Source organism: Paraburkholderia sacchari (assembly GCF_000785435.2).
Taxonomy (GTDB): domain Bacteria; phylum Pseudomonadota; class Gammaproteobacteria; order Burkholderiales; family Burkholderiaceae; genus Paraburkholderia; species Paraburkholderia sacchari.
Genome location: NZ_JTDB02000002.1, coordinates 38,848 through 58,455, shown reverse-complemented (window position 1 = coordinate 58,455; position 19,608 = coordinate 38,848). Strand labels below are relative to the sequence as shown.

18 protein-coding genes are annotated in these 19,608 nt (G+C 67.8%); 11 read left to right on the top strand and 7 right to left on the bottom strand.

Features of this window, described 5'->3' with window-relative positions:
- Positions 1–107 precede the first annotated feature (107 nt).
- The 5 genes from NH14_RS07045 to NH14_RS07025 are packed head-to-tail and all read left to right on the top strand — an operon-like array spanning position 108 to position 5,398.
- Positions 108–1,121: an ABC transporter permease subunit gene (locus NH14_RS07045; RefSeq protein ID WP_035534035.1), complete on the top strand. Its 1,014-nt coding sequence runs from the start codon at positions 108–110 to the stop codon at positions 1,119–1,121.
- A gap of 54 nt (positions 1,122–1,175) precedes the next feature.
- A complete protein-coding gene (locus tag NH14_RS07040) occupies positions 1,176–2,093 on the top strand; it encodes an ABC transporter permease subunit (RefSeq protein ID WP_035534089.1) in 918 nt (305 codons plus the stop codon).
- Between the two features lie 2 nt (positions 2,094–2,095).
- Complete coding sequence (locus NH14_RS07035; protein ID WP_035534036.1) at positions 2,096–3,103, top strand: ABC transporter ATP-binding protein; 1,008 nt, start codon at positions 2,096–2,098, stop codon at positions 3,101–3,103.
- Positions 3,100–4,125, top strand: a complete 1,026-nt coding sequence (locus tag NH14_RS07030; RefSeq protein WP_035534037.1) for a peptide ABC transporter ATP-binding protein — start codon at positions 3,100–3,102, stop codon at positions 4,123–4,125. Before NH14_RS07035 ends, NH14_RS07030 begins: the two co-directional genes overlap by 4 nt.
- On the top strand, positions 4,103–5,398 hold the full coding sequence (locus NH14_RS07025; protein WP_035534039.1) for a TraB/GumN family protein: 1,296 nt from the start codon (positions 4,103–4,105) through the stop codon (positions 5,396–5,398). Before NH14_RS07030 ends, NH14_RS07025 begins: the two co-directional genes overlap by 23 nt.
- Here NH14_RS07025 and NH14_RS07020 read toward each other — a convergent pair.
- The gene (locus tag NH14_RS07020) at positions 5,379–7,565 is read right to left on the bottom strand and encodes a tetratricopeptide repeat protein (protein ID WP_052148548.1); all 2,187 of its coding nucleotides are present in this window, start codon (positions 7,563–7,565) and stop codon (positions 5,379–5,381) included. The genes NH14_RS07025 and NH14_RS07020 overlap by 20 nt on opposite strands.
- A 250-nt stretch (positions 7,566–7,815) precedes the next feature.
- Here NH14_RS07020 and NH14_RS07015 point away from each other — a divergent pair, with 250 nt between their 5' ends.
- A complete protein-coding gene (locus NH14_RS07015) occupies positions 7,816–8,646 on the top strand; it encodes a glycosyltransferase family 2 protein (RefSeq protein WP_052148549.1) in 831 nt (276 codons plus the stop codon).
- A 16-nt stretch (positions 8,647–8,662) separates the two neighbouring features.
- On the opposite strand, the gene NH14_RS07010 is transcribed toward NH14_RS07015, so the two are convergent.
- From NH14_RS07010 to pxpB, 5 genes are all read right to left on the bottom strand, one after another.
- Positions 8,663–9,616, bottom strand: coding sequence for a DUF979 domain-containing protein (locus tag NH14_RS07010; RefSeq protein WP_035534040.1), 954 nt, complete (start codon positions 9,614–9,616; stop codon positions 8,663–8,665).
- A complete protein-coding gene (locus NH14_RS07005) occupies positions 9,613–10,356 on the bottom strand; it encodes a DUF969 domain-containing protein (protein ID WP_035534041.1) in 744 nt (247 codons plus the stop codon). Before NH14_RS07005 ends, NH14_RS07010 begins: the two co-directional genes overlap by 4 nt.
- A gap of 183 nt (positions 10,357–10,539) precedes the next feature.
- Positions 10,540–11,295, bottom strand: a complete 756-nt coding sequence (pxpA, locus tag NH14_RS07000; RefSeq protein WP_035534042.1) for a 5-oxoprolinase subunit PxpA — start codon at positions 11,293–11,295, stop codon at positions 10,540–10,542.
- Positions 11,296–11,379: 84 nt separating this feature from the next.
- On the bottom strand, positions 11,380–12,459 hold the full coding sequence (locus NH14_RS06995; RefSeq protein WP_035534044.1) for a 5-oxoprolinase subunit C family protein: 1,080 nt from the start codon (positions 12,457–12,459) through the stop codon (positions 11,380–11,382).
- Complete coding sequence (gene pxpB, locus NH14_RS06990) at positions 12,456–13,148, bottom strand: 5-oxoprolinase subunit PxpB (RefSeq protein ID WP_035534045.1); 693 nt, start codon at positions 13,146–13,148, stop codon at positions 12,456–12,458. Before pxpB ends, NH14_RS06995 begins: the two co-directional genes overlap by 4 nt.
- 174 nt (positions 13,149–13,322) lie before the next feature.
- Here pxpB and NH14_RS06985 point away from each other — a divergent pair, with 174 nt between their 5' ends.
- Positions 13,323–13,835 (top strand): winged helix DNA-binding protein, encoded by a 513-nt coding sequence (locus tag NH14_RS06985; protein ID WP_035534047.1) that lies wholly within the window; start codon positions 13,323–13,325, stop codon positions 13,833–13,835.
- A 60-nt stretch (positions 13,836–13,895) separates the two neighbouring features.
- Here the strand turns inward: NH14_RS06985 and NH14_RS06980 are convergent, their stop codons facing one another.
- On the bottom strand, positions 13,896–14,510 hold the full coding sequence (locus NH14_RS06980; RefSeq protein ID WP_084225966.1) for a 5-formyltetrahydrofolate cyclo-ligase: 615 nt from the start codon (positions 14,508–14,510) through the stop codon (positions 13,896–13,898).
- 20 nt (positions 14,511–14,530) lie between these two features.
- On the opposite strand from NH14_RS06980, the gene NH14_RS06975 reads away from it, so the two are divergent.
- The 4 genes from NH14_RS06975 (at position 14,531) to NH14_RS06960 (ending at position 19,604) form a co-directional block, all read left to right on the top strand.
- A complete protein-coding gene (locus NH14_RS06975) occupies positions 14,531–16,510 on the top strand; it encodes a lytic transglycosylase domain-containing protein (RefSeq protein WP_035534048.1) in 1,980 nt (659 codons plus the stop codon).
- Positions 16,511–16,616: 106 nt separating this feature from the next.
- Positions 16,617–17,573 carry a complex I NDUFA9 subunit family protein gene (locus NH14_RS06970; protein ID WP_035534050.1) on the top strand — a complete coding sequence of 319 codons (957 nt, stop codon included), beginning with the start codon at positions 16,617–16,619 and terminating at the stop codon, positions 17,571–17,573.
- A 130-nt stretch (positions 17,574–17,703) separates the two neighbouring features.
- Positions 17,704–18,351, top strand: coding sequence for a glutathione S-transferase family protein (locus tag NH14_RS06965; RefSeq protein WP_035534051.1), 648 nt, complete (start codon positions 17,704–17,706; stop codon positions 18,349–18,351).
- Positions 18,348–19,604 carry a multifunctional CCA addition/repair protein gene (locus NH14_RS06960; RefSeq protein WP_035534052.1) on the top strand — a complete coding sequence of 419 codons (1,257 nt, stop codon included), beginning with the start codon at positions 18,348–18,350 and terminating at the stop codon, positions 19,602–19,604. Before NH14_RS06965 ends, NH14_RS06960 begins: the two co-directional genes overlap by 4 nt.
- Positions 19,605–19,608 lie beyond the last annotated feature (4 nt).

Genomic DNA, 19,608 nt, shown 5'->3' with positions numbered 1-19,608 from the left:
GCGCGGCCTTCACACACACGGAAGGCCCGCGAAAATGGTCCGGCGACCGGGGTCACGAGCCTCTGTCGCCGGTTGCGTTTCATTTCAAGCTTTCGGGGGAACGTCACATGTTCCGCTTCGTATTGCGCCGCATCGGCATGGTGATCCCAACCTTCATTGGCATCACGCTGCTCGCGTTTGCGCTCATCCACCTGATTCCGGGCGACCCCATCGAAGTGATGATGGGCGAGCGCGGCGTCGATCCCCAAATGCACGCCGAGGCCATGCACCGCCTCGGGCTCGACGAGCCGCTGCCCCTGCAGTACGTGCACTACGTCTGGCGTGCGCTGCACGGCAACCTCGGCACTTCGATCATCACCAACACCAGCGTGATGGGCGAGTTCCTCGCGCGCTTTCCCGCCACCGTCGAACTTTCGCTGTGCGCGCTCATCTTCGCGCTCGCGGTGGGCCTGCCCGCCGGCGTGTTCGCGGCCTTGAGGCGCGGCACCGTCGTCGATCACGGCGTGATGGGCACCGCGCTCACCGGCTATTCGATGCCGATCTTCTGGTGGGGCCTCATCCTCATCATGGTGTTTTCGTCCAAGCTCGGCTGGACGCCGGTGTCGGGGCGCATTGCCGTCGAGTACGACATTCCGCACGTCACCGGCTTCATGCTGATCGATTCGCTGCTGCCCGGCACCGACGAAGGCGCGTTCAAGTCGGTGCTCTCGCATCTGATCCTGCCCGCCATCGTGCTCGGCACGATTCCGCTCGCGGTGGTCGCGCGCATGACGCGCTCGTCCATGCTCGAAGTGCTGCGCGAAGACTACATTCGCACCGCGCGCGCCAAGGGCCTCTCGCCCGCGCGCGTGATCGTCGTGCATGCGCTGCGCAACGCGCTGATTCCCGTGGTGACCGTGATCGGCCTGCAGGTCGGCACGCTGCTGGCCGGGGCCGTGCTCACCGAGACGCTGTTCTCGTGGCCCGGCATCGGCAAATGGCTGATCGACGCGATCAGCCGGCGCGACTATCCGGTGGTGCAGGGCGGCATTCTCATGATCGCGACGCTCGTGATCGTCGTGAACCTGGTCGTCGATTTGCTGTACGGCGTGCTCAATCCGCGCATTCGACATACGAGGTAATCACGCCATGACGATGCAAAACCCGCAAACCATTCATCGAACCGTGGAGGCATGATGGCTGACATTCAGAACAGCGTGCCCCGCGCCGTCACGCCGCCCTCGGGCCGCGCGCTCGTGCTGCGCGAATTCTGGGCGAACTTCTCGCGCAACAAGGGCGCCGTGGTCGCCGGCATCATTGTGCTGCTGCTCGTGTTCCTGGCGATCTTCGCGCCGCTGATCGCGCCGCACAGCCCCGTCGAGCAGTACCGCGACTCCGTGAAAATTCCGCCCGCCTGGCTCGACGGCGGCAACTGGAAGTTCATTCTCGGCACCGACGAAGCGGGCCGCGACATCCTCTCGCGCCTGATGTACGGCGCGCGGCTCTCGCTGTGGATCGGCTGCGTCTCGGTGATGCTCGCGCTGATTCCGGGCATCGTGCTCGGGCTCGTGGCCGCGTTCTTCGACAAGTGGGCCGACACGCCGATCATGCGTCTGATGGACGTGCTGCTCGCGCTGCCTTCGCTGTTGCTCGCGGTGGCCGTGGTCGCGATCATCGGCCCGGGCCTCACCAACACGATGTTCGCGATCGCCATCGTCGCGCTGCCCGGTTATGTGCGTCTCACGCGCGGCTCGGCGCTCGGCGAACTGCACAAGGAGTACGTGACCGCCTCGCGCGTGGCCGGCGCCGGTACGCTGCGGCTGATGTTCTCGCAGGTGCTGCCCAACTGCACCGCGCCGCTGATCGTGCAGGCGACGCTCGGCTTTTCCTCGGCGATTCTCGACGCCGCTGCGCTGGGCTTTCTCGGCCTTGGCGTGCAGCCGCCCGCCGCCGAGTGGGGCGCGATGCTCGCTTCGGCGCGCGACTATATCGACAGCGCCTGGTGGATCGTCACGATGCCCGGCCTGTCCATCCTGATCTCGGTGCTCGCGATCAATCTGCTCGGCGACGGGCTGCGCGACGCACTCGATCCCAAGCTCAAGCGGATGGCCTGAACATGAGCGATCAGACGAAAGAACTGCTGACCATCCGCAATCTGGCGGTGAACTTCAACGGCCTGCCCGCCGTCGACCGCGTGAACCTCTCGGTGGCGCCGGGCGAAGTGCTCGGCATCGTCGGCGAATCGGGCTCGGGCAAGAGCGTCACGATGATGGCGCTGATGGGCCTCATCGACGCGCCCGGCAAGGTGAGCGCCGATTCGATCACCTTCGATGGCCGCGATCTGCTCAACGCCACGGGCAAGGCGCGCCGCCGCATCGTCGGCAAGGACATCGCGATGGTGTTCCAGGACGCGCTCACGAGCCTGAACCCGAGCTACACCGTCGGCTATCAGATCAAGGAAGTGCTCAAGCTGCACGAGGGGCTGCGCGGCGCGGCGCTGCACGCGCGCGCGCTCGAACTGCTCGACCAGGTGGGCATACCCGACGCGAAGAACCGCATCGACAACTTCCCGCACCAGATGTCGGGCGGCATGAACCAGCGCGTGATGATCGCGATGGCCGTGGCCTGCAACCCGAAGCTCCTGATCGCCGACGAGCCCACTACGGCGCTGGACGTGACCATCCAGGCGCAGATCATGGCGCTGCTCGTGCAGTTGCAGAAGGAGCGCGGCATGGCGCTCGTGCTGATCTCGCACGATCTGGCCGTGGTCTCGGAGGTCGCGCAGCGCGTGGCCGTGATGTACGCGGGCGAGATCATCGAGACCAACCGCGTGCCCGATATCTTCGCCAGGCCGCACCATCCGTACACGGAGGCGCTGCTCGCGGCGATCCCCGAGCACAACAAGGGAGCGATGCGGCTTGCCGCGCTGCCCGGCATGGTGCCCGGCCGCGACGACCGGCCCAGCGGGTGTCTCTTCGCGCCGCGCTGCAAGTACGTGGTGGACAGCTGCATGAAGGCGCGTCCGGCGCTCGATCCGGCCGCCGATGAAAGCGGCTACGCGCAGGTGCGCTGCATCAAGCCGCTGAACGTGGCACTGACTCAACCCAACGGAGGCGCGCGATGAACGCAGTCCAGCAATCCGCGGCTCGCGAGGATGACAAAGTACTCGTCGCGGAAGATCTCAAGAAGCACTACAGCGTGAAGCGCGGCATGTTCGGCACGGGCACCGTGAAGGCGCTCAACGGCGTGTCGTTCTCGCTCACGCGCGGGCGCACGCTCGCGGTGGTGGGCGAGTCGGGCTGCGGCAAGTCCACGCTCGCGCGCCAGCTCACGATGATCGAGCCGCCCACCTCGGGCAAGCTGACCATCGACGGCGAGGACGTCGCGCACGCGAACCACGAGAAGATCGCCGCGCTGCGCCGCCGCGTGCAGATGGTGTTCCAGAACCCGTTCGCGTCGCTCAACCCGCGCAAGACCGTCGAGCAGACGCTCGGCGAGCCGCTCGCGATCAACACCAAGCTCACGGCGACCGAGCGCGCGGACCGCATCGCGCACATGATGCGCATCGTGGGACTGCGGCCCGAGCATGCGAAGCGCTATCCGCATATGTTTTCGGGCGGGCAGCGTCAGCGTGTCGCCATTGCGCGCGCGATGATCCTCGACCCGCAGATCGTGGTGGCCGACGAGCCGGTGTCGGCACTCGACGTGTCGATCCAGGCGCAGATCCTCAATCTGTTTATGGACCTGCAGGAGCAGTTCCGCACCAGCTACGTGTTCATCTCGCACAATCTGGCCGTGGTCGAGCATATCGCCGACGACGTGATGGTGATGTACCTGGGCGGCGTGGCCGAGCTTGGCGACAAGCACACGGTGATCGGGCGGCCGCGCCATCCGTACACGCGCTCGCTGCTTTCGGCCACGCCCGCGATCTTCGAAGCGGACCGGCGTGTGAAGATCAAGCTGGAGGGCGAGCTGCCTTCGCCGCTGAACCCGCCTTCGGGCTGCACCTTCCATCAGCGTTGTCCGTATGCGGTCGAACGGTGCCGAAAAGAGGTCCCGGTATTACGCGAAGTGGATGGGCGTCAGGTATCCTGCCATCGTGCTGAGGAGGTGGGGGAAGAAGATGGGCGGCCCATGCCGGCCTGAAGTAACGGCGGCGCGCCGGCTTATATGCCGTTTCAAGCGCCGCAAGCCAAAGGGCGGCCATCGCGCCGCATCGACGATGCAAAACCGGGGCCGCCTTCGGGCGGGCGGCGTGCTTCCACGGGGGCTTGCGCGAGCGCTTGCAGTTGCATTCGCCGCTGCCTGCGCGCGGCGCTCATGGTTGCGCGCGGCGCTGGCAACGGCGCTCGCGCTGGCCGTTGCGCTTGGGCCATCGATTGGACCATCGCTCGGGCAGCCGCTGCGCTCGTTCATGCCCAGCGCGTTTGCCGCCGCCACCGCCGCCAATGTCCCCGGCGTGTATCCCGCCGTTCCCACGCCTCGCCAGCCTTCTGGCGGCGGCCTGCCGGGCTTTCACGCGCCGCCGTCCATGCCGAGCTACGCATCGGGCACGACGGCGGGCGGCCCGGTGCGCACGCAACCGGCGCGCATGCCGTTCTATGTCGCCACGCGCGGCACCACCACCATTTATCTGCTCGGCACGCTGCACGTGGGCGACCCTGCCGACTATCCGCCGAACCAGCCGTTCCGTGCGCCGGTCCTCGCGGCGCTCAACGCCTCGCCCACGCTCGCGCTCGAACTCTCGCCCGACGACTTGCTCGTCTCGCAGGACGACGTCTCGAAATACGGCGTGTGCCGTAAGCCCTGCCTGCAACAACTGCTGCCCGAACCGCTGTGGGCGAAGCTCGCGGCGCGCTTGCGCGGCAATCCCGAGGCGCTCGCCGAGATCCGCAAGATGAAGCCGTGGCTCGCCTCGCTGCTGGTGGAAACCTACGATTCGCTGAGCGCGGGTTTGCAGACCGAGTACGGCACCGAGGCGCAGTTGCAGAACGTGTACCTGCGCCTGAAGGGGCGGCGCGTGGTCGGGCTGGAAACGCTGGCCGAGCAGATGCGCGCGTTCACTCACCTCACGCTTGCTCAGCAGCGCGAAATGCTCGCGCAGGATCTCGCGCAGACGCCCGCGCAAAACGTCGCCGACGTGCAGACGCTGCTGCGCCTGTGGCGCCTCGGCGACGCCGACGCGATCGCGGCCTGGGACGCCGCGCGCACCGAAAAGCTCGCGCACGACCCGCGTGTGGCGGCCTCGGTGGATAACCGCATCGTCTACGAGCGCAACCGCCGCTTCGTCGCGCGCATGCAGCTGTATGCCGCGCCCAACAAGCCGCTCTTCGTGGCGGTCGGCGCGCTGCACCTGGGCGGACGCAACGGCGTGCTCCAGTTGCTGCAGCAGCGCGGCTTCACCGTCGATCCGGGCTGAGGTCCAGCTCTTCGTTGCCAGGCGACGCGGTTGCCTTGGGTGCTTTGCGCGCGGATTTGCGCGCGCCCGTGCTGCTTTTGCCGCTTGCGCTGCTGCTGCCGCTTGCGCTGCTGGTTCTTGTCACGCGCCTGGGTTTTTCTGCGAGCGCCTCGCGCAGTTCTTCGAGCGCGGGCTGCCAGTCGCCCACTTCGCGCTGGCGGAACAGCCGCGCTGTGGGGTACCACGGCGAATCCGCGCGCTTTTCGAGCCAGCGCCATTCGCCGTTCGCGGGCACGAGGATCCAGACCGGCTTGCCGAGCGCGCCGGCAAGATGCGCGACCGAGGTATCCACGGCAATCACGAGATCGAGATTCATGATGAGCGCGGCCGTGTCGCCGAAGTCGCGAAGATCGTCGCTGAAGTCGTGGACCGGTGCGCCGCCGGCTAGCGCCGCGAGCTGCGCGCGGGCCGCTTCGCCCTTTTGCAGCGAGAACCAGCTGATTTTCTCCAGCGCGAAGAGCGGCTGGAGTGCCGCCAGCGCTACCGAGCGGTTGCGGTCGTTGTAGAAGCCGGGATTGCCGCTCCAGACGAGTCCGATGTTGCGGTAGCCAGCGGGCTTGCGCACGCGGCCGGGCGTGCTTGCTGCGCTGGTCGCATCGGTCACATCGGTCACATCGGTCACATCGGTCACATCGGTCACATCGGTCACATCGGTCACATCGGTCACATCGGTCGCACCGGTCGCGCTGGTCAATTTGGCGGCGGCTTCGGGCGCCGCCAGCGGGGCAGTGGGCGATGCTTTGCCGGCCTGGCGCGCGAGGTCCGCCAGCATCGCTGCCTGCACGCGCGGCTTCCACGCCTCAATGTCGACGTCGCGCGCAAAGAGATAAGGCACCGTGGCCGGAACCGTGTCGAGTTCGGTGCCGCACGCGGACGGCGCGCTCATCACATATAGCCAGTAGTCGTAGTCGCCCGCGGGCGTGCCGGTCCACGCGCGGTGCACGCCCGGCACCGACTGCGCGAGCAGCTGCAGGGGCTGCGGCACGCATACGTCCACGCTTGCGCCGCGCGCGGCCAGCACGCTTGCATAGCGCACGAACTGGATCTGGTCGCCGAAACCCTGCTCGTGCACGAGCAAGAGGCGCTTGCCGTCGAGCGGCTCGCCCTGCCACTCGGCGATGCCTTCGATGTCGAACGGCGCGTAGTCACAGGCGCGCCAGCGCCGTGCGTACTCGGCCCAGCCTTCGCGATACTCGCCGCGCTTGAGCTTGAGCCAGACGAGGTTCTGGCGCGCGTCGGCGTTTTGCGGGTCGATCTTGAGCGCGCGCTGGTAGTAGGGCGCTTCCTCGTCGTTGCGTCCTTGCGCGCCCAGCGAGGCGCCGAGGCACACGAGGTTCGCCGCGTTCGGCTCCAGCTCCACGGCCTTGCGATAGCACGTTTCCGCGGCCCGATAGTCGCCGGTCTGGCCGAGCGTGGTGCCGAGATTCACCCAGGCGGCCGCGTAGCCGGGCGCCAGCTCGACGGCCTGGCGGTAATGGACGATGGCCGCAGCATCATCGCCGAGTGCGCGCTGCGCGTTGCCGAGGTTGAAGTGGATGGCGGCGTCGTCGGGCGCGAGCGCGAGCGCTTCGCGATAGCAGGCGAGCGCCTCTTCGCCGCGCCCGAGCTTCGCGAGCACGCTGCCCAGGTTCACATACGCGTTCACGGATGCGGGCGCCAGCGCGAGCGCGGCACGGCAATGGCGCTCGGCTCCCGCGAGGTCGCCCGCTTCGCGCAGCGCGAGCCCGAGGTTGTTGTGCGCATCGGCGAACCCGGGTGCGAGACGCAGTGCCTCGCGCAGGTTGTGCGCCGCTTCCTCGTGCTGGCCGAGCGAGAGCGCGGCGAGTCCGCGGTTGCTCCAGCAGACCGCGTCGTTGGGCGCACGCCCGAGCGCGCGATCCATGAGCGCGAGTGCGCCCCGATGATCGCCAAGCTGATGGCGCGCCACGCCCCAGTAATGCAAGGCGTCGGCATGGGCGGGATCGCGTTCGACCAGGGCGCGATAGATCGCTTGTGCCTCGTCAAGACGCCCCGCGCCGTGCGCTTCGAGCGCGGCGGCAAGGCGCGCGCCGGGATCGGCGGGGTCGGCGGACGCGTCAGGCGCGGAGAAACGGTCGGGAGCGGCGGAACCGGAGGCGTTCGAAGTCATGGCAGGTGAGGCCGATCGCGCGTGCGGGGCGATGGACGCGCATCTGACCGGAATGAGGGAGAACCGTACAGGGTAAGGGTCCGGCTCCGCCGCATCGATAAGAAAACTCCGAAAGCACTGCGGTTGATGACGAAACATCCCGGTAGGCCGCCTGGCGAACACGGCTTTAGTGGGAATTCGATTTCGGTTCATGTGAGGCGCCTCTACCATCCAGCTTTTTCCAGCTCTTTTGGCTGGCCAGGAGCGCAACATGACGAATTCAACGAAGGCCAGGCCCGATGCGCCTGGCCAGCCTATTGTGCCGATGGCGCCAGTCGTTAGCGTCATCACGCCCACCGGAGGGCGCGAGGCCATGCTGCAGCATGCCTGGCGGTCGTTCGCGCGCCAGGATCTGGCGGCCTGCGAATGGATCGTGGTGGACGACAGCGAGCGGCCCAGCGCATTCATGCAGAATCTCGGCGACGCGCGCGTGGTGTATCGGCACGTGCCGCAGCGCATGAGCGCCGGCGCCAAGCGCAATCTCGCGGTGGCGCTCGCGCGCGCCGAAGTCATCGCCCATTTCGACGACGGCGAATACTACGCGCCCGAATATCTGCGCGTCATGTGTACGCAATTGAGCGAGCGCCGCGCGGATTTCGTCAAGCTCAGCGCGTTCTTTCTGTATAGCCGCGTGTACGACCAGTTCGGCTGGTGGGACTTGCTGCACAAGAGCGGGCTGCATTTCCACTGGAGCCCGCAGCCGATGACGGCGCTCAGCTTTCCCGCCGACCACCGGGCCTTCTCCGACAACCATTCCGGCTACGGCTTCAGCTACGTCTACACAAAGCGCCTGTGGGCCGCCGGCCCGTTCGAGTCGGGTTCGTCCAATGAGGACGGCGAGTTCCTGCATGCCGCGCTCACACGCGGCGCGAACCTCGCGCACTTTGCCGACGACATCGGTCTGTGTCTGCGCGTCCATCATGCGCACAACGCCATGGTGAGCTTTCCGCAGTACCTCCTGCCCGAGGCGCTCGTGACGCGGCATTTCCCGCACCTCGCGCAGTTCGTCGAGGCGCTGCGCGAAGCACCGTCCGAGCGGTAAAGCCGCCCGGACTCGCCTAGAACCCGAGCACGTACAGCAGCACGATATTGGCCGCCAGAATGCCGAGCCCCGTGGGCACCTGCACGCGGATCACCGCGTTCTTGTCGGGCAATTCCAGCAGCGCGGCGGGCACGATGTTGAAGTTCGCGGCCATGGGCGTCATGAGCGTGCCGCAGTAGCCCGAGAACATGCCGATGGCTGCCATCATCGCCGGGTTCACGTGGAAGACGCCCACCAGAACGGGCACGCCCACGCCGCCCGTCATCACCGGGAACGCCGCGAAGCCGTTGCCCATGATCACGGTGAAGAGCGCCATGCCGATGCAGTAAACCGCCACGGCCACGAAGCGCAGGTCCATGTTGATGTACGCCGTGGTCACGTGCGCGACCGCCTTGCCCACGCCCGCGTCCGAGAACACGAGACCGAGCATGCCGAGCATCTGCGGCAGCACGGCGGCCCACGAGAGCGCGTCGACGAGACGGCGCGTCTCCTGCATCGACTGGCCGACGCTGTCGCGCGTGATGATGCAGGCGATAACGAGCGCGAGCACGCAGCCAATGCCGAAGCCGATCAGCGTGACGTTCTTCGGATCGACGAGCGGCGTGGACCCCATCACGAGATGGCTGGCCGCGAAGGTGAGCACCACGGTGACGGCGGGGATGGTGAGCGCGGGCACGAAGAGCTTGTTGCCGAGCCGCTTCGCGCTCGCGAGCCGCGTTTCGAGCGGGAGCACCTTCGGTTTGCCGCCGGTCACGCCGCCGAAGCCGGCGATCGCCGCCATTGCAAGCGCGAGCGCGCCCACGACTTCGGCGGGGAGATGGTCGCCAATGAGAAAGATCAGCGCGTAGAGGATCCAGAAGCCGCCCGCGGTGAGGCGGCGCGGATGCTCGCGGTCGAGCACGATCATGCCGCCGACGATCAGCAGCACGATGCCGAGCAGCCAGTAGAGCCAGCTGAGGGTGATAGTCATGCCTGGTCTCCTTGCTCATGGCTCGAGGCATCGCGCTGCGCGCCACGCCGGATGCCGCCCAGCTCGCGCTCGAGCTTGCGATCGAGGAGCCACAGCCGCGCGCCGTGGATCAGGAACGCGCAGATCGCAGTAGGAATGCCCCAGAACGCGACGTGAATCGGCTCGACCGCGATGCCCGCTTCCTTGAGCAGCGTCACCATCAGCACGATCGCGCCGAACGCCACGAAAATGTCCTCGCCGAAGAAGAGGCCCACATTGTCGGTTGCGGCGGACCAGGCGCGCAGCTTGTAGCGCACCGTGTCGGGAAGCTTGCCGAAGCGGTTTTCGGTGGCGCCTTCGGCCATGGGCGCGATCAGCGGACGCACCATCTGCGGATGCCCGCCGAGGCCCGTGAGCCCGACGGCGGCGGTGAGCTCGCGCACGAGCAGGTAGACGATCAGCAGACGCCCGGCCGTAGCGGCCTTGATGTTGCCGATCCAGATCTGCGCGCGCTCGCGCAGGCCGTGGCGCTCCGAAAGCCCGATCACGGCGAGCGGCAGCAGGATGATGAGCGGCAGGTTGCGGGTCTTGATGAAGCCGGTGCCGATGGCGGCGAGGATCTTGCCGGGCGGGAACCCGGCGGCGAAGCCGGTGACGATCGCCGCCGCCGCGACGATCAGCATCGGATTGAAGCGCAATACGAAGCCGACGATGATGACGGCCACCCCGATGAGCGGCCATAAGTTGACGGTGCTCTGCATCTCTTTGTCTCCAGTTTTTGTGCGTCGTTATTGCCGCGGCCCGCTGCGTCATGTGCAGCGGTCGCGGTGATGAAACGCAGTGCGACGCGTGTGGCGCGGCGCGGCGCTCTGACTGCCCGGCTCTTGTCGGCCCTGTTTTTGCCTCTGCGCTTGCCTCTGTGATGTTTTTTGTCTTGTAGGCGCTCAGGCCTCGGCGGCGCCCGCCGCGCGCACGCCAATGCCGGCCTCGTCCAGCGCCGCCCGGATGCGCCGCGCGAAGGCGAGCGCATGCGGCCCGTCGCCGTGCAGGCAGATGGTCTGCGCGTTGAGCGGCACCCATGCGCCGTCCACGGCTTGCACGCGCTGCTCGCGGATCATCGCGAGCGTGCGCGCGAGCACGGCGTCTTCGTCGTCGAGCAGCGCGCCTGGCTCGCTGCGCGGCACGAGCGAGCCGTCAGCGCGATAGCCGCGGTCGGCGAACACTTCCTCCACGGCCACGAGGCCCGCTTCGCGCGCGGCGCTCACGAGCCCGCTGCCGGCGAGCGCGAACACCGTCACCGAAGGATCGAAGTCGTGCACCGCCGAGACGATCGCGTCGGCGATCTTCGGGTCGCGCGCGGCCTGGTTGTAGAGCGCGCCATGCGGTTTCACGTGCGCGATGCGGCCGCCCTCGGCCTGCGCGATCGCCGAGAGCGCGCCAAGCTGGTAAAGCACGCCCGCGTAGACTTCCTCGGCGGGCAGGTTCATCTCTTTGCGGCCGAAGTTCTCGGGGTCGTTGAAGCTCGGATGCGCGCCGATCGACACGCCTTTATCCACGGCCCAGCGTACGCATTCGCGCATGGCGTTGGCGCCGCCCGCATGCCAGCCGCACGCGATGTTGGCCGAGCTCACGAGGTCGAGCAGCGCCTCGTCGGAGCCGCAGCCTTCGCCGAGATCGGCGTTCAGATCGATGGTCGTCATGGTGATTCTCTCCGTGTTGCTGCGCGCCCCTGTGTCCCGGCGCGCCTTGCTTCGATGCTGTCTCGCGGCGCTCGCCGCCTGGCGTCATGCGCCTGGGCTCCGGGCCATCGCCGCACGCACGCGGCGGCTCGCATGGCGCTCGTCCTGCATGGCGATCGCGGTATCGATCTGCCGTAAATACGCCCGTTCCTCTTCTAGCGCGCGGCGCGCGATGGCCGGCGACGTCTCGACGAAGCGCACGCCCGTCGTGAGCCGCACCTGGGCGAGCTTCCACAAATCGGCGCGGATCACGGCGCCGATCTTCGGATAGCCGCCCGTGGTCTGCGCGTCGCTCATCAGCACGATGGGCTGGCCGTTCGGCGGCACCTGGATCGTGCCCGGCAGCACCGCGTGCGAGAGCAGGTCGGCGGGTGTTTCGCGCGCGAGCGGCGTGCCTTCGAGCCGATAACCCATGCGGTTGCTGTTGGGCGTGACCTGCCATTCGTCGGACCAGAAGGCGCGCTGCGCCTCGGGCGTGAAGCTGTCGTACTCGGGGCCGCGCAGCACGCGCACGGGCACCGCCCACAGCATGCCGTCCGGATGGCGGCCGCGCCTCGGCGGCACTTCGTCCGGGTACACGAAGCCGCATTGCGCCGGCGCTTTCACGCCGAACGGCGGCGCGCCCGCGGCGAGCGAGGCGCGCTCGCCGCCCGCCGCGAACGACGCGCCGGTGGCAAGGCGGTCGCCGTCCTTGAGCGCGCGGCCCGCGAGCCCGCCGAAGCCGGCCGCGAGATCGGTGCTGCGCGAGCCGAGCATCGGCAAGACGTCGATGCCGCCCGCGACGCACACGTAGGCGCGCATGCCGCGCTTCGCGCCGTTGAGCACCAGCGTTTCGCCGGCCGCGACTGGCAGGCTCCACCACGACCACACCGGCTTGCCGTCGAGCGTCGCGCCAAAGTCAGTGCCGGTGATGGCCACGCGCGTCGCGCGCGCGAAGCGCAGCGCCACCGGACCGAAGGTGATTTCGAGCCCCGCGGCGTCGTGCCGGTTGCCGACGAGGCGGTTGCCCACTTCGAGCGCGAGCGTATCGAGCGCGCCGCCGGTGGCGACGCCGAGATGCCGGTAGCCCGGCCGGCCGAGATCCTGAACCGTGGTGAGCAGACCTGCGCGCAGCACTTCGATCATGCGTGGGTCTCCTCAGGGATGGCTTCGTCGATGTTCTCGACGACGAAGCGCACGCGGTCGCCGGGCATGAGCAGCGTGGGCGGATTGCGCGCGGGGTCGAAGAGGGCGAGCGCGGTGCGGCCGATTAGCTGCCAGCCGCCGGGCGCCTGCGCCGGATAGATGCCGGTCTGCTCGCCGCCGATGCCCACCGACCCGGCGGGGACGGCGAGGCGCGGCGCGCGCCGGCGCGGCGTGTGCAGCGCGGCGTCGAGGCCACCGAGATAGGCGAAGCCCGGTTGAAAGCCGAGGAAGAACACGGTGTAGACGCCTGCCGCATGACGCGCGGCGACGTCGGCGGGCGCGAGCCCGGTGTGCTGCGCGACCGCAGCGAGATCGGGACCCGCCGCGCCACCGTAGCTCACCGGGATCTCGACTTCGCGGCCCTCGAAGGCGGCATCGGCCGCGTCGCCGGCGTCGCGCCATGCCGTTTCCAGCGCGGCGGCGAGCGCGGCGGCGCGGGCGGACAGCGCATCGAAGGTGATCGTCAGATTGTTCATGCCGGGCACCACTTCGCGCACGGCGTCCCAGCCGCGCACGCTCGCGGCCATGGCCCAGATGCGGCGCTGGACCTCCAGCGTGGCGGGCGGCGGGGCCTCGCAGACGAGCGCCTCGTCGCCGAGGAAGTAAATACGGGGGACAGGATGGCTCATCGTCTCAAACGGTTTGGCGGTCCAGGCTCCGGCATCGCGGCCGGCGTCCGATTTTGATCAGCATACATTCTCGACAATTTATCGATAAATTATCAATAAGCGTTTCTGCCAGGCGCGACGCACGCGCGACCTCACTACACTGGCGGCACACCGTTTCGACCACAGGGTTGTGTCATGTCGCGCCAGCCGACCAAGATTGTTTCGTCCGAGCATCTCATCTCCGAGACGAGCGCCGAGCTCTCCGAGTTCGAGTACGCGCTCATCATGGCAAGCAATGCATTCAATCGCTGGATGGTGCGCTGCATGTCGGCGGCCGGCGCGAAGGACATGACGCCGGTCGAGGTGTCGCTGCTCCATCACGTGGGCCATCGCGAGCGCCGCAAGAAGCTCGCCGATATCTGCTTCGTGCTCAATATCGAGGATACGCACGTCGCCACATACGCGCTCAAGAAGCTGGTCGCGCGCGGCCTCGTCGAGAGCGAGAAAAGCGGCAAGGAGGCGTTCTTTTCAGTGACGCCGGCGGGGCGTGAACTATGCATGCGCTATCGCGACGTGCGCGAGAGCTGCCTGATCGCCACGCTCAAGGAAAGCGGCCTCACCAATGAGCAGATTGGCGACGCGGCGCAGTTGATGCGCAATGCGTCCGGGCTTTACGACACGGCGGCGCGCGCCGCGGCGTCGCTCTGAGCACGCGCCGCGCCTGGGCGCGGCCCGGCGCGCAACTCAATGCCCAACTCGATACGCAGCTCAGCGCGCAGCGAGCCGACCCACGAGATGCGCGCCGGCTTCGGTGACCACGGCGTCGAGCGGCAGGTCGTGCGCGCCGCGTTCGGGCACGCCCTCGTCGATGCGGCACGCTTCATACGCGATGCCTACCGTGAGCGGCAGCGCCGCGCCGGGCCAGGCAGCGAGCGTGCGGTCGTAATAGCCGCCGCCGTAGCCGAGCCGGTAGCCGTCGCGGTCGAACCCCACGCAGGGCACGAGCAGCAGATCGGGCAGCGCCGCCTCAGCAGAGTCCGGCTCGGGAATGCCGTGATGACCTTCGCGCATTGGCGCGCCCGGGGTCCAGAAATAGAAATGCAGCGGCGCGTGGCGCTCGGCAATGACGGGCAGCGCAGCGCGACGCGAGGCATCGGCGGCGAGCCACGAAGCGATCCATTCGCGTGCATCGAACTCGCCTGGCAACGGCCAGTAAAAGCCGATCGAACGCGGCGCGAGATGGCCCACGAGCGCGTCGAGGTGCTCGCTCAACGCCGCGTTGGCCAGCGCGTCGGAAGACGCTTCAAGACGGCCTGCGCGAAGTCGTAAACGCCACGCCTTTTTGGATTCGGCCGCAGGGTTGCATGCTATGCTTGGGTTCACCTCGCGCTCCAGAAATAACGATGTCCAAACGCCTTGTCCGAGTATATCGCGCGGCCGGTCTTGCACTAGCCGCCGCGGCACTCGTCGCGTGCAGCACGGCCTCTGCCGTGCGGCCTGTTGCCCTCGCTCCGGGCGCTGAGCTTTCAAGCGACGACCAAACCTTCATCCAGCTTCGCGAGGCCGCGCGCAATAACGACGCCGCGCGCGCCGCGCAGCTCGCCGCAACGATTCCGGATTATCCCGCGCCGTCGTACCTCGAATATTTCCAGTTGAAGCCACAACTGTTCGATTCGCAGGGCCATGCGCGCGTGGACGCGCCCGACGCGCCGGTGCTGTCGTTCCTGCAGCGCCACGACGGCGAGGCCATCGCCGACCGCCTGCGCAACGACTATCTGACCGTGCTCGGCGCGCGCCACGACTGGGCGAACTTCGACCAGCAGTATGCGCGCTTCGTGCTCAACGACGATACGCAAGTGAAGTGCTACGCGCTGGAGTCGCGCGCGGCGCGCGGCGAAAACGTCGCCAGCGATGCACGCGCGCTGCTGGTCGAGCCGCGCTATTACGGCGACGGCTGCGTCGACCTCATCACGGCGCTCGCGATCAAAGGCCAGTTCACGAGCGACGACGTCTGGCAGCAGATCCGCCTTGCCTACGAACAGAACCAGACCTCGACGGGCGCGAAGCTGCTCGACGGCCTCGCGCAACGCCCCGACCCCACCGCGTTCAGCCAGGCAGTCAGCACGCCTCCGCTCACGCTCGCGCGCGGCGTGAGCGCCGATCCGCAATCGCATCAGCTCGCGCTGCTCGCGCTCACCCTGATGGCGCGCAACGACCCCGCCATGGCGGCCGCCACGTTCGCGCAGGTCGCGCCTTCGCTCACCTCGCCAGAACGCGCGATCGGCTGGGGCACGATCGGCTATCAGGGCGCGCTCAAGCGCATGCCGGCCGCGCTCGACTGGTACCGCCTCTCGGCCAACGCGCCGCTCTCGAATCCCGCATACGAATGGCGCACGCGCGCCGCGCTGCTCGGCGGCGACTGGACCATGGTGCGCTGGTCGATCGAGCAGATGCCCGCAGCATTGCGCTCGCAACCCTCGTGGGTCTACTGGCACGCGCGCGCGCTCAAGCAGGCCGGCGAGACGAATCAGGCGAACCAGGAGTTCTCGTCGATCGCGGCAGGCTATAACTTCTACGGCCAGCTTGCGACCGAGGAACTCGGCCAGAAGATCACCATCCCGCCGAAGACCTTGGCAAGCGATGCCGAGATCGCTCAGGCCGCGCAGACACCGGGCTTCGCGCTTGCGCAGCGCTTCTACGCGCTGAACCTGCGGCTCGAAGGCAATCGCGAATGGAACTGGCCGCTGCGCGGCATGAGCGATCGCCAGTTGCTGGCGGCCGCCGAATACGCGAAGCGCATCCAGCTACTCGATCGCACCGTCAACACCGCCGACCGCACGCAGACCGAGCACGATTTTTCGCTGCGCTATATCGCGCCGTTCCGCGACGTGGTGGAGCGCGACGCGCAAAGCAACGGCCTCGACGTCGAATGGGCCTATGGCCTGATTCGCCAGGAGTCGCGCTTCATCCTCAACGCGAAGTCGGGCGTGGGCGCGAGCGGCCTCATGCAGATCATGCCGGCCACCGCGCAGATGGTGGCAAAGAAGATCGGCCTCGGCCCGCTCTCGCGCGACCAGCTCAACGACCTGAACACCAACATTCTGCTCGGAACGAACTATTTGTCGATGGTCTACAATCAGTTCGACGGTTCCGCCGTGCTCGCCACCGCGGGCTACAACGCCGGACCGGGCCGCCCGCGCCAGTGGCGCGCAAACATGCCGCGCGGCGTCGAGGGCGCAATCTTCGCGGAAACCATTCCGTTCCAGGAGACCCGCGACTACGTGAAAAACGTGTTGTCGAACACGGTCTACTACGCGGCGCTGTTCGAGGGCCGTCCGCAATCGCTGAAGACGCGTCTCGGCTTTATCTCGCCGCTGCAGTGAACGTCGCGCGGTACGGCTCGCGTTCTCCCGATCGCGAGCCGCGCCGCCGCACGAACTCCGGCGCGCGCCGTCGGGGGCCGCGTGAGGACGCACGAGGAGGTCGAGGATGAGACATCAAGCCATCGCAGTCATCGGCGGGTCGGGATTCATCGGCAGCCATCTCGTCAACGCGCTTGTCGAGGCAGGCAAGGACGTGCGCGTGGCCACCCGGCGGCGCGCCAATGCCCGCCATCTCACGTTGCTTCCCATCGACGTGGTCGAAGCCGACGTGACCGATCCGGTCGCGCTCGCGGGCTTCGTCGAAAACGCCGATGCCGTCATCAATCTCATCGGCACGCTCAACGGCGGGCATGGCACGCCCTACGGCACGGGCTTTGCGAAGCTGCATGTCGAGCTGCCTACCAGGATCGTTGCCGCCTGCGAGAGCAAGGGCGTGCACCGCTTGATCCACATGAGCGCGATTGGCGCGGACACGCGCGGGCCGAGCATGTATCTGCGCTCGAAGGGCGACGGCGAAAAAGCCGTGCACGCGGCCACGGCGCTTGCCACGACGATCCTGCGCCCGTCCGTGGTGTTCGGCCCGGACGACACGTTCCTCAACCGCTTCGCCGTGCTGCAAAAGCTCTTTCCGGTGATCCCGCTCGGCATGCCCGATGCGAAGTTCCAGCCGGTCTATGTGGGCGACGTGTCGAAGGCGATCGTCAACGTGCTCGATCTCGACGCCGCGAGCGGGCACACTTACGAACTCGGCGGCCCGACGGTCTACACGCTCGAGCAACTGGTGCAGTACTGCGGCGAAGTCGTGGGCCGTCACGCGCGCATCGTGCGCTTGCCCGATGCATTCGCGCGGTTGCAGGCGCTTTCGTTCGAGCTGGCGCCCGGCGTGCCGGTGCTCACGCGCGATAATCTCGATTCAATGAAAGTCGACAGCGTGCTCTCCGGTCCGCTCGCCCCCGAGCTGGGCGTGGAGCCCGCGAGCATCGAGACGATCGCGCCGCTCTATCTCGCCGACGCCTCGCTGCGCTCGCGCCTGAATCTCTTTCGCACGAGCGCGCACCGATAGCGTCCGAGGCCGCACGAACGAAACGCAATACGTAACACCCGCGCAGCACCTGCGCCACGCACCACGAAGCCGGGCTCCGGCGCGTGGCGCGTCCAACCTTGACTCTTTATTCAACGGTAAAACGGTCGATATGAAACTCGTCATTGGAGACAAGAATTACTCGTCGTGGTCGATGCGCCCCTGGGTGCTGATGACGCATTTCGGCATTCCGTTCGAAGAGGTGCTGATCGAGCTCGGCGAGCCCGAAACGAAAGCGTCGATTCTCGCGTTTTCGGCGTCGGGCAAGGTGCCTTGCCTCGTCACGGACGACGGCCTCGCCGTGTGGGATACGCTCGCCATCGCCGAAACGCTCGCGGAGCGCTTCCCCCAGCACGCACTGTGGCCGCGTGACGCCGACGCGCGTGCGCGCGCACGCAGCGTGAGCGCCGAGATGCATTCGAGCTTCACGGACCTGCGCTCGACCATGCCGATGGCGATCCGCACGTCGAAGCCGGGCGCGGGCGCCACGCCCGGCACTCTCGCGGACATCGCGCGCATCGACGCGCTGTGGAACGCCTGTCTCGACGCCAGCGGCGGCCCGTTTCTGTTCGGTGAATTCAGCATCGCCGATGCGATGTACGCGCCCGTCGTGATGCGCTTCAACAGCTACGCCCCCGCGCTCTCGCCCAAAGCGGCCGCCTATGCGGCGCGCATGAGCGCCGAGCCCGCCGTCGCGGCATGGATCGAAGCCGCGCGCAAGGAAACCCACCGTATCGAGCACGACGAACCCGACGCATGAAGATTTACGTGGTAGGCGGCGCGATCCGCGATGAAATGCTGGGCCTGCCCGTGCGCGACCGCGACTATGTGGTCGTGGGCGCGACGCCCGAACAGATGGCCGCGCAGGGCTATCGGCCGGTGGGCAAGGACTTTCCGGTATTCCTGCATCCGCAAACGCAGGAGGAGTACGCGCTCGCGCGCACCGAGCGCAAGACGGCCGCGGGCTATCACGGCTTCCAGTTCTTCTATGCGCCCGACGTCACGCTCGAGGAGGATCTGGCGCGGCGCGACCTCACCATCAACGCGATGGCGCGCGAGGTCCAGCCCGGCGGCGTGCTGACCGGACGCGTGGTCGATCCATTTGGCGGTGCGAACGATTTGCGCGCGCGGGTGTTCCGTCATGTGAGCGACGCGTTTCTCGAAGACCCGGTGCGCATCCTGCGCATCGCGCGCTTTGCGGCGCGCTTCGCCGACTTCACGGTCGCGCCCGAGACCATGGCGCTCATGCAGTCGATGGTGGCCTCGGGCGAAGTCGACGCGCTCGTGCCCGAGCGCGTCTGGCAGGAAGTCTCGCGCGGGCTCATGGAAAGCAAGCCCTCGCGCATGTTCGAGGTGCTGCGCGAATGCGGCGCGCTCACGCGCGTGCTGCCCGAGGTGGCCAGCCTCTTCGGCGTGCCGCAGCGCGCCGACTATCACCCCGAAGTCGATACCGGCGTCCACGTGATGATGGTGATCGACCATGCCGCCGCGCAGGGCTATGCGCTACCGGTGCGTTTCGCGGCGCTCACCCACGATCTCGGCAAGGCGACTACGCCCGAAGACGTGCTGCCGCGCCACATCGGCCACGAAGGGCGCAGCGTCGATCTGCTGAAGCCACTCTGCGACCGGCTGCGCGTACCCAACGAATGCCGCGACCTCGCGCTGCTGGTCGCGCGCGAGCACGGCAACGTGCATCGCGTGATGGGCATGGGCGCGGCCGCGCTCGTGCGCATGCTCGAGCGCAGCGACGCGCTGCGCAAGCCCGCGCGCTTTGCGGAGGCGCTACAGGCCTGCGAGGCCGATTTGCGCGGGCGCCTGAACTGGGAGAACGCGCCGTATCCGCAGGCGGAGCGGCTGCGCGTGGCGCTTGCCGCGGCGCGCAGCGTGGATGCGGGCGCGATCGCGCGTGCGATCACCGAGGCCGGCGCGGACAAGAACGCTGCGGGGAAGATCAAGGACGCGGTGCACCGCGCGCGCGTAGCCGCGGTGCAAGAGGTGCTGGCGGCTAGCTGACGTA